Source organism: Enterococcus sp. DIV1224 (assembly GCF_050555455.1).
In the GTDB taxonomy this organism is placed as follows: Bacteria; Bacillota; Bacilli; order Lactobacillales; family Enterococcaceae; genus Enterococcus_B; species Enterococcus_B lactis.
On sequence record NZ_CP187859.1, the window covers coordinates 413,976 to 427,182 of the forward strand.

The 13,207-nt window shown below is 38.9% G+C and carries 13 protein-coding genes; 9 read left to right on the forward strand and 4 right to left on the reverse strand.

The features are described from left to right. The first annotated feature begins 122 nt into the window (after positions 1–122). From IGK53_RS01950 to IGK53_RS01990, 9 genes are all read left to right on the forward strand, one after another. Complete coding sequence (locus IGK53_RS01950) at positions 123–440, forward strand: PadR family transcriptional regulator (protein WP_002293224.1); 318 nt, start codon at positions 123–125, stop codon at positions 438–440. After that, positions 433–1,041, forward strand: a complete 609-nt coding sequence (locus IGK53_RS01955) for a DUF1700 domain-containing protein (RefSeq protein WP_002329598.1) — start codon at positions 433–435, stop codon at positions 1,039–1,041. Before IGK53_RS01950 ends, IGK53_RS01955 begins: the two co-directional genes overlap by 8 nt. 14 nt (positions 1,042–1,055) lie before the next feature. Continuing rightward, a complete protein-coding gene (locus tag IGK53_RS01960) occupies positions 1,056–1,886 on the forward strand; it encodes a DUF4097 family beta strand repeat-containing protein (RefSeq protein ID WP_002315929.1) in 831 nt (276 codons plus the stop codon). A 137-nt stretch (positions 1,887–2,023) separates the two neighbouring features. Further along, entirely contained in the window at positions 2,024–2,512 is a 489-nt protein-coding gene (locus tag IGK53_RS01965) for a DUF5348 domain-containing protein (RefSeq protein WP_002293229.1), read from the forward strand. A 47-nt stretch (positions 2,513–2,559) separates the two neighbouring features. Beyond that, positions 2,560–3,432 (forward strand): SPFH domain-containing protein, encoded by an 873-nt coding sequence (locus IGK53_RS01970; RefSeq protein ID WP_002329597.1) that lies wholly within the window; start codon positions 2,560–2,562, stop codon positions 3,430–3,432. 169 nt (positions 3,433–3,601) lie between these two features. Further along, entirely contained in the window at positions 3,602–3,964 is a 363-nt protein-coding gene (locus IGK53_RS01975) for a YxeA family protein (RefSeq protein WP_002310770.1), read from the forward strand. Positions 3,965–3,972: 8 nt separating this feature from the next. Further along, complete coding sequence (locus tag IGK53_RS01980) at positions 3,973–4,725, forward strand: ABC transporter ATP-binding protein (RefSeq protein WP_002312797.1); 753 nt, start codon at positions 3,973–3,975, stop codon at positions 4,723–4,725. Between the two features lie 13 nt (positions 4,726–4,738). After that, positions 4,739–6,541, forward strand: coding sequence for an FtsX-like permease family protein (locus IGK53_RS01985; RefSeq protein ID WP_002329596.1), 1,803 nt, complete (start codon positions 4,739–4,741; stop codon positions 6,539–6,541). Positions 6,542–6,774: 233 nt separating this feature from the next. Beyond that, complete coding sequence (locus IGK53_RS01990) at positions 6,775–7,824, forward strand: aldose epimerase family protein (protein WP_002329595.1); 1,050 nt, start codon at positions 6,775–6,777, stop codon at positions 7,822–7,824. Between the two features lie 47 nt (positions 7,825–7,871). Here IGK53_RS01990 and IGK53_RS01995 read toward each other — a convergent pair whose 3' ends face one another. The 4 genes from IGK53_RS01995 to rbsK form a co-directional block, all read right to left on the reverse strand. Then, positions 7,872–10,046, reverse strand: a complete 2,175-nt coding sequence (locus IGK53_RS01995) for a glucosaminidase domain-containing protein (protein WP_430604930.1) — start codon at positions 10,044–10,046, stop codon at positions 7,872–7,874. A 359-nt stretch (positions 10,047–10,405) separates the two neighbouring features. Then, positions 10,406–11,779 (reverse strand): PTS transporter subunit EIIC, encoded by a 1,374-nt coding sequence (locus IGK53_RS02000; protein WP_002293240.1) that lies wholly within the window; start codon positions 11,777–11,779, stop codon positions 10,406–10,408. Next, entirely contained in the window at positions 11,779–12,174 is a 396-nt protein-coding gene (rbsD, locus tag IGK53_RS02005) for a D-ribose pyranase (protein ID WP_002293242.1), read from the reverse strand. The genes IGK53_RS02000 and rbsD overlap by 1 nt, the downstream gene beginning before the upstream one ends. Before the next feature lie 21 nt (positions 12,175–12,195). Then, a complete protein-coding gene (rbsK, locus tag IGK53_RS02010) occupies positions 12,196–13,119 on the reverse strand; it encodes a ribokinase (RefSeq protein WP_430604931.1) in 924 nt (307 codons plus the stop codon). Positions 13,120–13,207: the final 88 nt, after the last annotated feature.

Here is a 13,207-nt window from a genome sequence, read left to right on the forward strand (position 1 = left end):
AAAAGGGATCAAACCTTTTAGTCAGTTTTTTTGTATTTGACAAACTGATTTTGAAACTATATTATATGATGTATAATATAGATTGTAATAAAATATTACACTTGAGAATAGAAGGTGACGTAATGCACATCCAGATTCCAACTGTTCTTCTTGATGGCACTGTGTTAGCAGCATTAAGCAAAGAAGATATGTATGGTTATGCCTTAACAAAAATCGTACAAGAAAGTCTCTCAGTCAGTGAATCTACACTTTATCCGGTTTTGAGAAGATTGAAAAAAGAAGGGTATCTTGAGACCTATGATGAACCTTTTGAAGGTAGGAACCGTCGATATTACTCGTTGACACCAATAGGAAGTCGTCATTTAGAAGAAATTATTGATGAATGGATTGTTTTTCGAGATTCTTTAGACCGGTTATTGGAGGAGAGCACAAATGAATGATTATTTGAATGAAGTTGTGGATCATCTTCAAAAAATTCCTGAAGACGATCGTTTTGATTTGATCCAATATTATGAGGAGTATTTTTTAGATTCCGGAAAAACATTAGATCAGGTCATTGATGAATATGGTACACCAAAGCAGTTTGCTTTAAAATTAAAAATCAGTTACTTTTCAGAAGAAGAACAAGCAGAAGACGAGTTAGTGAGGAGTCCAAAAAGACAAATGCGTCTGATTTGGTTAATCATTATCGGTTTATTTGCTTCTCCTGTCCTCATTCCACTAGCATTGGGGTTTATATTGGTTATTGGGGGACTATTGATTGCTTTGCTGGCGCTCATTTTTAGTATCTATGTTCTATGTATCAGTATCTTAGGTATTGGCTTATTCATGATTATCTCAGGAATCAGTGTGTTTGGTCAATCGATTCTGAGTGGGTTATTCTTTATCGGTGTTGGTCTGTTCGCCACGGGAAGCGCAGTATTTATTTCGCCACTGTTGCTGAAAGGAACAAAAGGGCTTTTTTATGTCATGATGAACTTTGTTAAATGGATGGGACGGCGTTTTATTACAAAAAGAGATCTGCATTCAGCGGGCGCTTGAAGGAGGACAGATAAATGAGATTGAAACATTTTTTGATTACCGGTATTATCCTGATGGTTACTGGCGGACTCCTAGCAGGTGCAACTTATACATTAGGCGCTCAAAAGAGTCTGACTTGGGATGATGGCCCTCGATTGATCGATATGGTGACGGAGACGAAAAAAATCAAAGAGGCAAACAAAATCGTCATCCATGCAGAACATCAAACAGTGTCAGTCATACGCGGGTTGGATTTTGAGATAAAAACGACCTACGATAAGACAGAAAAGCCAGAAATAAAGGAGAAAAATGGTGTATTGACCGTGAATGCAGTCAAAAAATCAGAAGGTGCGATTATTAGTTTGGAAGACACCAGTGCACAAATCACTATTGTTGTCCCTGCAGATCAGGAATTATCTGAATTGACAATCGAAGGGAATAATAGTGCAATCGACATCAACGAAGTATCGATCAAAAAAGTAAATACTATGACACACGATGGTTGGGTATCATTCAATGAATTTACGGGAGGAACAATAACGGCGAAAGATGAATTAGGTTCTCTTCGTTTAGATGAAGTCAAGGTGGATAACTTGACCGTCATAGGAGAAAGCAGCAATTTACATCTAGAAGACAGTTTGGTCAGCAAAGAAGGAAACGTCACTCTAAACAATAGTAATTTATCTTTGCATGAGATGGAAAACAGTGGCTATACTCTCCAAACATCTGGTGAATCTCATATTGAAAAAGACTACCAGCCAATAACAAATACGTTGTTAGAGCAAGGACAGAAACGGCTGAAGATCACTGCCAAAGACACTTCGATCAATATCACGACAGATCAAGAAGACGATGAAACAGATTGATCTAGCAAACAACTGGATAGTTTAAGAAAAAACAGCAAAGATCGGAAGGATCTTTGCTGTTTTTCATCGCTTAACACACATAACTATAGTAAAATAAGTAAGAACATATCTATAAAGAAAACAGGGTGAAAAAGTATATGAAGGCAGAAGAAGGTCAAAGAGAAAAGTTAAAAACAGAAATGGAAAGATTACATACTTATATCACTCAACTAAGTCAAACCTTTTATGATCCAGATAAAGAAAAAGTGATGGTCAACTATCCGAACAATTCAGAAGGTCGTCAATTAGAGCAAGTGTACCATGAAGTTTTCAAACATTTATTGACGGTGAAGAAAGAACTGGACTATTATTCTTTACCGATTATCGATACAGGAATATTGAAGTATGATGGGGAGAAGGAACGATTTATCTTTAAATCTGTTCGGGAAGACTTGCCTCTTTCAGCAGGAATGGATCTAGAAATCTTGGTAGAAGACTATTTTACAGAAGAAAAACACTGGGTTCGAACAAGATTGGATTATTTGCCGCAAGCAGCCGGAGGAACACAAGCAAGCGGTTGGTACATCACTGAAGACAAAGATTTGGAACTAGAAGGTGCAATGGCGCGAATTCGAAAAAAGGATTAAAAAGCAACACTATATTTATTGAAGGATAAAGGAGCGCAGAAAGTAGAATGAGAGAAAAAAGAGCAATTTATATCAATGGTTATGCAGGAATCGTCGGTTTGGTCGTATTAGCTTTAGTTGGTTTATTTTTCTTCTATTTAGGCATGTGGCAAGCGAAAGTTTGGGCACTATTTTTAAGTATTTTTCTTTGGCTGATCGCGTTACTGTTGCTAAGTTCGGCAACTGTAGTCAGCCCTAATCAAGCAAAAGTGATTTTGTTTTTTGGACAATATTTAGGTACGATCCGGGAAAATGGCTTTTTCCTTACGATTCCTTTGGCACAAAAAATGACTGTTTCGTTGAAAGTTCGGAATTTCAACAGTTCTGTTTTAAAAGTCAATGATTTAGACGGAAATCCCATCGAAATCTCAGCGGTAGTCGTGTTTAAAGTCATTGATACAGCAAAGGCATCATTCGATGTAGCGTATTATCAAGATTTTGTAGAAATCCAAAGTGAGACAGCCATCCGGCATATCGCTAGCCAATATCCGTATGATACCTTCAATGATGATGATTTGACGCTTCGAGGAAATACTACGGCAGTGTCTGACGAGTTGAAAAAGGAGTTGCAAGAGCGTTTAGCAGTAGCAGGTGTCGAAGTAATCGAAACACGATTGAATCATTTAGCCTATGCAACAGAAATCGCCAGTGCCATGCTGCAACGTCAACAAGCAAGAGCTATTTTGTCTGCTCGACAAACCATTGTTGAAGGAGCTGTCACGATCACTCAAATGGCTTTGGAACAAATCGAAGAAGGACAAGAAATCAATTTCACCGATGATCGAAAAGTCCAATTAATCAATAATTTACTTGTCTCAATCATTACAGACAAAGGAACGCAACCCGTTATCAATACAGGCGATATGAAAGACCGTAAGTGATATAGTTTTTGTAAGATAGGAAGAAGGAGTTTAGGACGATTGTCTTAAACTCTTTTTTAGTTGTTCAATGAAAATGACAAAATTGAAAGAAGAATGATAGATGATTCGAAGGCATAATTGTTCGTTTTTTTCTATAATCAATATATAAAGTAAGAGAGAAGGGGAAAAAGTGAAAAAACTTCTGATCGGACTACTTGTTTTCATCGTTGTGGCACTTGCAGGGGTGAAAATCGCAGATTACGTAGTGATGGGCGGAGAAGAATACTATGTACAGATTACGACAGATGGTGCAAAAACAGTATCCAAAGCAGACTCTGGACAAGAAACAGTTAACTATAGATATATCCTGCCTGGTTATACGAAAGAGGGTAAGGAAAAAGAACTAGATTTCAATGGGCAATTGACTCGACCGCTTCGTAAAGGAGCATATTTGAAAATCACCTGGAACAAAAAGAAAGGTGTCACTTCATATGAAGAAGTCGAAAAAAAAGATGTGCCGAAAACAGCACTAGAAAAACTAATTAAAGGGTAGGGAAAGAAATGAACAAAATAGTCGAAGTACAGAATGTAACAAAAGTATACGGGAAAAACAATGAGAAAAAGACGCAAGCATTAAGCGGCATCAGCTTCGATGTAGAAAAAGGTGAATTTATTGGCATCATGGGTGCTTCCGGTTCAGGTAAATCAACGCTTTTGAATATTTTATCCACATTAGACAAACCAACAGATGGACATATCCGAATCAATCAAAAAGATGTGACGACATTAAAAGGAAATCAACTAGCAGATTTTCGTGCGAATGAAATCGGCTTTATTTTCCAAGATTTCAATTTATTAGAAAGTTTGACAGCACAAGAAAATATCGCTGTTCCTCTTTCTTTACAAGGTGTCAGACCAAAAGAAATCAAGCAACGTGTCCAAAAAATTGCAGAACGTTTATCGATTGCTCATATTTTGGAAAGCTATCCTTCTGAGATTTCCGGTGGACAAAAACAACGGGTCGCTGCCGCACGTGCATTGATCACACAACCAACGATTTTATTAGGCGATGAGCCTACAGGTGCGCTGGATTCTAAAAGTGCCCGTGATCTTTTAGATACGATGGACGAATTGAATACAAAAGATCATGTATCGATTCTTCTAGTGACACATGATCCGTTTTCTGCAAGTTATTGCCAACGTATTTTATTCATCAAGGATGGCGGTATCCATCAAGAAGTGAAACGTGGAGATCAAAGCCGGGATTCCTTCTATCGGGAAATACTATCTATTCTTGGAAACTTGGAACAGTAGGGGGAGATTGACTATGCTTTGGAAATTATCACTTACTGGGATCAAGAGCCGTTTAAGAGATTACTTGGTATTATTCTCAGGATTAGTTATGGCATCTGCTATTTTTTATATGTTTGAATCAATGGCGAGCAACGAAGCCTTTTTGAAAAGCAATACGGTCGTTGCTGCTACAGTTATCATTTTCCGACTAGGTTCTGTTTTACTAGGGATCATCACATTCGTTTATATTTTATACGCGAATTCCTTTTTGATGACGATGCGACAAAAAGACTATGCCATGTTTATGATGCTAGGAGCAAAAGGCAGAAAAATCGCACAGATGATTTTTTCTGAAACATTCGTAGTAGGGATCGCGGCTACTTTAGTAGGTTCAGCTGTCGGTGTAGGATTGACAAGTATCGTCCACCGATTATTAGTGGATCAGTTAGATATCAATATTTCGCATTTTACACCTTTTAGCATTCATGGGTTGTTGATCACCGTTTTGTTTTTTGCTATTTTGTTTTTATTAGCAGCTATTGTCAATGCTTTTTCGATTGTCAAAAAACCGATTTTAGCATTGATTCGTGCGGATCAGACACCAACAAGAATCAAGCAGCATAAATTCTTGTTCTTCCTTGAAGTAGTACTAGGGATTGCTTTTCTAGGCTGCGGTTATTATATGATGAAACATGTGGGGACCTATCAAGTTTTTGGTATGGGAGTAGCTCTAGTCACGATCGTATTAGGAACTTATTTCATTTTCCACTCTGTGATCATTTTCTTCTTATCATTACTAAAGAAATCAGAACAGATTTCATTGAAAAAATTGAACAATTTCACATTGTCACAGTTAAGTTTTCGTATTCGTGAATATACACAAATGCTCTCCATGGTTGCTATGCTGTTTGCTTTAGCACTTGGTGCTTTGACAGTAGGTCTAGGATTTAGAAATGAAATTTCGGAAATGACGGAAAATGCTGCTGGTTATGACCTAGTGATGAATAATCCTCGGGCAGAAGATCAGCAAAAAATCAAAGAACTATCACCAACACTTTCTGCTCCTTATACTCAAAAAGAAGATGCGGGAACGATTTACTATAATGCAAGTGAATTTGCGGCTCAACCATTGATCATGATAAAACATGAAGATGGGACACCGCCGAAAATCACGAAAGAAAAAGTTCCTGCTGAAAAAATGAATGAACTGACTGTACAAGATGAGCTTCGTGGCTATGAATTGCCTGAACAGCAAGAAAAAGAAATCAAGGTAGTCAGTCAATCGGAATTTGATCAACTGAGTTTGCCACAATCCACTTTACAGCTAGTTCAGGTCAAAGACTTCCAAGCAAACTTGGAACCAATCAAAGCACTTGCTACACAAAATAAAACGAACAATCCATCTTTGCAAAAAGTAGAGTACAGTAACCAGAAGTATGAAATGTATGAAGGATATAATAGTCTATTCTCTGGTTTTGAATTTATGGGATTCTTCTTAGGTTTAGCTTTCTTGACTATGCTTGCTAGCTGTTTGATGTTCAAGATCTTGTCAGGAAGCAAGAGTGACATCGCTCGTTATGAAATGCTTGAAAAGATAGGAACACGACGCGGATTGCTTAAACAATCGATCCGTAGAGAAGTAGGTGTGTTATTCTTAGCACCAGGAATCTTAGGTGTAGTCCATGTCTTATTCGGATTACAAATGTTTGGTCTATTCATGCAAAATCCATATAAAGATATTTGGGTGCCATTTACGATCTTCTTCGTATTGTATTTCATCTACTATGTACTGACGACATGGTTGTATACTGGAATCGTATTGAAAAAGAGGTTGTGACAGAAGTGATCAGCTTCAAGAAATTTCGGCTTATCTCCGAAGAAGCTACTTCTGGAACACCGTTTGTTCAGAAAGAGGGACTGTGACAAGATTTTTGTCACAGTCCCTCTTTCGTGATCTTTTATTAGAATATAGTAAATTTTTTCTCGTTACTCACGGAATAAGCTGTTAAGAAAACGGTTTCCATGTATACTGGAATCAGTACAAATGAAAGAAAAGAGGGTGCAAGGAACATGGAAATCAATGAACAAAATTTTGGCGGAAACTATCACTTGATCACGATCACGAATCAAAATGGGACATCTTTGTCTGTCAGTGATCTAGGTGCACGAGTCGTCCATTTTCAAACAATGATCGATAATGAAAAACGAGAGTTGGTTCTAGGCTTTGATGAAGCAAAAGAATATCTGGAAAAAGATCCTTATATCGGAGCTTCAATCGGACGTATGGCTGGACGGATCACGGATGGCACATTCAAATTAGATGATGAAACATTCAAAGTAAAAACAGATCCAGATACTGGCCATTGTTTACATGGCGGTGCACCTAGCTTTGAAGCCAAGCAGTGGCATTATACAGTTATTAATGGTGAGAACGAAGCCTCAGTCATTTTCTATCAGACTAGTCCAGACATGGAAAATGGATTTCCTGGCACTTTAGACGTAGAAGTACGGTATACACTGACGAATGATGATACATGGCGAGTGACAGTCCAAGGGATCAGTGACCAGAAAACAGTATTCAATCCGACGAATCATGTTTATTTCAATTTAACTGGTGATCCAACACAGCCAATCGACGAACATACGCTTTGGTTGAACAGCCGATTATTCGCTACGCTCAATAAAGATACGACGCCTACAGGAGAAGTGGTTTCAGTAAGCGGTACAGCATTTGACTTTCAACATCCTAAAAAATTAGGTGAGGTATTCGCCAGTGATTTTCGCCAATCAACGATGGTAGGCGGTATCGATCATCCATTTTTATTAAAAAAACAGGCTGATCTGCTAAATGCAGCGGAATTGACGAGCCCTGATGAAAAAGTATCAATCCAAGTAAAAACGGATGCTTCGGGAATCGTGATTTTTACCGCAAATTTTGGAGAAGATGGGCCAGAAATGCGTGGAAAAAAATTAGTAGATCATGGCGGTATCACATTTGAGACTCAAGAACTACCAGGAGCAGAGCGACTTGAAAGTTTTGGAGATGTCACTCTGGAACCTAACCAAGTACGCGAATTTGTAACGGAATACAAAATAAATAAATATAAAGAAATAGAATAAATTAAAAAAGGGGATGTGACACTGTCACACGCCCTTTTTTATTTATTCTATTTCTTTAAAGGCAGATCAAGCCAGAATGATTTGTCTAAACTTAACAAAGTTAGTACAGGAACAGTTGCAGCTTTAACTGTACGAGTAGTTGTTTCTGGTATCTGTCTTGCCGTGAACGTGTTCCACAAATCCCAGATTGAAGCGACACGGAAGATGGAAGAAGCATTGTTGACGCGTTTTATCGTTGAAAATTCTAATCCTGTGATTGGCACGCCATCTGTTGTCCATTTGATTGGCACATCGAATCGCTTAGACATATGGAGAATTTCAGTATTTGCTTCTTCAGTTGTTGTTGCTTCTTTTTTCGGTTCATCATATTTTGTCAGGTCGTACGCTTCGATGATCGCGTTCAATTTTTGTGAATATTGGCGATCTGTAGCATAACGTCCTTCCAAATATTTGGTTGCTTCTTTGTAGTCTTTTGTTTCCGACTTCCAAGTTGGTTTGTAGAAGTCAGGATTGCCAGTCAGTCCATTTTTGATCAAGTCGGCATAGTCTTCCAAACTTTCCTTGTAAGAAGGATACTTACGGAATTGGGCGCGGATTTGGTAGCTTTGTCCCGAACTATCTTGTTCAAGTGTATTGAAGGTCACGCTGCTTCCTTTATACGATCCTTTGATACCAAAAAGGTTATGATTTGGTTCGCTTGATAATAAGCTGTTTCCAGATCCACTTTCCAGGATGGCTTGAGCCATCATGACTGATGCGTAGATTCCTTCTTTTTGGCCGATTTCCTGTGCATCATCTGCAATCTTTTTCAGGAACTGATCAGTTGTTTGGTTTTGACTGAAATGGAACGAGCCATCTAATCCATCTAAAATAGATGAGCCGCCTGTCAGCGAACCTGAAGCAGCAGGTAAACCTGCTAAGTTTACTCGGACAGCAAAATCAGGCGTGAAATCTGAAATAGAAGTTACTCGAACTTTATCTCCTGGTTGGGGCGCATGGATAAATTGTCCGTTCCCAATATAGATACCTACATGGTGAGTAACACCGGAAGAAGGTCCCCAGAAGACGAGATCGCCAGGTTGGGCCTGACTTACTGGAATCTGCGTACCTGCATATTGCTGTTCGCCTGTCCAGCCACCGATATAATGACCGGTTGCTTTCATATATACGTAATAAGTCAAACCAGAACAGTCAAAAGTATTTGGACCTTTTGCTCCCCATACGTATGGTTTTCCAAGATGCTTGAATGCTTCTCGAACGATTGCTTGTTGGACATTTGTTGCATTTGTAGGCAATACAGCATCAATTGGTGATTTTACAACAAAATCAGAAGAAGCAGAAGATGGATCCTCTATACCGCTTTGATTTGCTGTATTTGGACGAGACGAAGCATTGTTCGTTCCGCCATTCGATGAACCATTGTTTGGATGATTTGGTTCTCTCTGAGTATTTCCATTGTTATTCGATCCAGATGGGTTTGTTTGATTCGAAGAATTCCCGCTGTTCGAATTATTGTTATTATTATTTGAATTATTTGAATTATTTGAATTATTTGAACCATTATTATTGTTGCTATTGTTGCTATTGTTGTTATTACCCTCATCTGGTTTATTTGGCGTTTCCGGATCTGGTGTACTAGGGACTTCTTCACTAGGATCAGTTGGTTCCTCTGTTGAAGTATCCGGTACAGGTTCAAATTCTGCAGTAATAGATAAATTGTTCGTACCTACTGTAAAAGTCTTTGCCTCATAGTTCACTTCTTTAGCACCATTCACAGCGACGGAAGCAATTTGTTCACCTTCAGCTGGCGTAATAGTGTAAGTCACCTTTGTTCCTGCTGATAAACCTTCTACCGTTCCGCTTTCTGTGATATTCAAAGGTTGCTGTTCAGCGGTATCCTCTGACGAAGCAGTTAGTTGGATCTTCCCTATCAAAGAAGGAGCAATCGTAAGGGTATATGTCTCGGCTGGTTTTTCATTTTCTGATGGATCAGCCGGATCAGTTGGTTCGGACGATTCTGTTGATGAGTCAGTTGTTCCGGTTGTGCCTTCTGTAGAAGAATCCGTAGTTTCGCTAGTAGATGAGCTGGAAGTAGACGTACCTGTTGAGACTGTTTGATCGGTTGTTTGATTATCTACAGCAAATACGGCATTAGTCGACAAAACAGTAGGAGCAATCAGCCAAGTAGCAGCTAGCAAACGCATCGTTTTTTTGTTTTTCATAATAAACTAGTCCTTTTCCTTTCATTGATTTTCTGTTTTATTCAGCATTCATAAGTTATTCGATTGAACAGATAATCGTGTCGAAAAGCTTTTTCTTTCCATGAATCTGCTTGTGTATTCTAAATAAAACAAGTTGTAAAAAAGCAACGAGCAGTCATTCGTTGTGGTTTGTCGTTCATTTTATTGCATAAACCATCTTTGTTTGGGGATAAACAAGTGGGGATAAAAATGGTCATGCATATGTAAATTATACCAAAGATTGGAGAGTATCACAAAAAATTTATAAAAATAACGATCCTAAAAAAGAAAAAAACTGAAATATGTGATAAGCATCTCATACTTCAGTCTTTTTTCGTTCATTATTCGTAAGACATTAGGTCTTCATCAAACCCGCTAACAAGGGTGGTGATCATTGCTACGACTAGACTAACAGCCAATCCTGCTAAGTACCAGAAAAAAGTACCGGAAATAAAGGCTGGCAATGTGGTCAGACTACCAAATACAAAAGCGATCGCTTTCACTTGAGCAAATCCCATGACAGCTCCACCAGCAGCTGCACCGATGCAAGCAGCAACAAATGGTTTTTTCAATGGAATCGCGATTCCGTAAACAGTAGGCTCGGTCACTCCCGCAAGTAAAATCGAAGCGAAAGCAGAACCAGAAATCGAACGTGTTTTTGAACGTTTACTTCGGAGGAATACCCCTAAAGCTGCACCAGCCATTCCAAAATTAGCTGCTCCTGTCAACGGAACGATACGGTCGAACCCATAAGCTGAGATATTGCTGATCATGACAGGATTTACAGCCCATTGGATACCAAATATCACCAAAATGTTCCAGCCTCCAGCGATGATTGCTCCACTGATCGGTCCGTTAATATCCATCATCCAAGTAATTGCTGCAGCTAAACCTTCACCAAGATAAACACCGGCAGGTCCGAAGACCATTAATGTCAAAGGAACCGTGATGACTAATGAAAGTAAAGGTACAAATACTAATTGCATGTTTTCACGAATATATTTTTTAAGGAATCTTTCGACAAAAGAATAAAAGAAAATACCTAAAATCGCCGGCATGACAGTAGACGTGTACTGCATCAGCACTACAGGAATCCCCAGAAAATCAGTAGCTGCTTTACCACTATCTGAAAGTAAAGAGGTCAAATTTGGCTCAATCAGCGCTGCAGCAATGACAGCCGCGATATATCCATTCACTTTAAACGTTTTGGCGGCAGAAAAAGCGAGAAAGATTGGCAGAAAATAAAAGGCAGCATTCGACGCAGCAGACAAAATATGATAAGTCCCGCTCGTTTCACTAAGCCAGCCAATCGTAGTCGCTAAAACAACCAGACCTTTTAATATACCAGAACCGGCAAATAGGGGAATGATTGGCGTAAAGATTTCCGATATCAAACCAAATAGTTTTTCGATCGGATTTAGCTTTTCTTTCGGAGCTGAATGATCGATTTGACGTGTCAATTCCTTATAAGCAGGGGCCAATCCCTGATCCATAATTACTTCTGCATATCTATCGAGTAAAATGAAATATTTGATGGAAGGGATTTGCTGCTTTAATTTTTCTACATTTGCTGCCGGCTGTTTTTGTAATTTGATACGAAGCCGAGTCGCACATGGGAGGACAGAATCAATATTGTCTTTTCCCCCTAACTGATCAATCAGCAGATGAATCTGTTCGGACAGTACCATCTGTTCAGGATTCATTGTCGTTTCCATTAGAAGACCACTCCACTCACTAAGATAATATTGGCATAAGGTGTCATCTCGCCTGTACGAATAAATGCATGGCAGTTATTCAAATCTTTTTTCATTTCTTCATGTGGGATAAAGCTAATCGGTGTATCTGGTAACAGTAATTTGATTTTTTCCAATATTTCCGGATTCATTGTCTTTATTTCTTCCGCCAATTCAATGGATTGTACTTCAAGTTCTTCTAAAACGTTTTCTAAAACAGATAAAAAACTTGGAAGTCCGTTTGAAACAGCTAAATCTATTTTTTCAGTACCAAAGGGAACAGGCATGCCTGCGTCCCCGATACTTAATTTGTCAAAGTGTCCCATTTGTGCGATTACTCGCGAAATATCTGAATTGATGACTTTTCCTTTTTTCATGTTTGTTTCTTCCTCTCGTTGTTAATTTATGACTGCTGATTGTTCTAAAGCTTCACGGTAAGGGATAGAAGGTTGCGCACCATAAGACTGTACGGCAATAGAAGAGGCTAGATTTCCATAAAGGATCGCTTCTTTCAAGTTACCAAGGTCTGGCAGAAGTGTGCTGCTCAATGCCCCAATAAATGTATCACCTGCGGCTGTCGTATCGACAGCATCTACTTTAAAAGCAGGGACGATACCGTGTTCTTTTTCTGTGTGGTAGAAAGCACCGGCACTGCCCAATGTAATGATTACTGTTCCAATGCCTAAGTCATGCATTTTTTCAGCTGCTGCGACCAAACTGTCATGGTCTGTAACTCTGATTCCTGTAATAATTTCTGTTTCTGTCTCATTTGGTATAATGATATCTGTCTTTTCGAGTAGTTCAGTAGGAATGGTTTCTCTAGCTGGTGCAGGATTCAGGATCGTTGTTTTTCCTGCGTTTTTTGCAATAGAAAAAGCTAGGATCGTCGCATCTAAACTACTTTCGAATTGAGCAATAATAAAGTCACTGTTTGTAATCAATTCTTTGTTCTTTCGAACTTCTTGTTCATGGAAAGCATTATTTGCGCCTGCATGAATCAAGATACTGTTTTCTCCTGCGGCATCCACCATAATCATTGCTTGTCCGGTTGCGGCGCCCTCAATTTCAGCAATTCCAGATGTATCGATGTTTTCTTTCGTCAGTAGATCCAACAATTGCTGTCCTTCACTGTCAGTTCCAACACCTCCAATAAAAGATGTTCGTGCGCCTGAACGTTTGGCTGCCACTGCTTGGTTGGCGCCTTTGCCTCCGCCAGCGTGAAAAATCTCATGTGCATGCATCGTTTCTCCTGGTTTTGGCATTTTGGTTAAACGAAGGGTAGTGTCCATATTAATACTTCCAATTACTGTAACCGTGTTCATTTCACAAACCTCCAACTATCTCATTTATTTTGATGGGAAGAATTATTTTTTTAAAACGTTTTAGTAAAACGTTTTAATAGTTCGATAA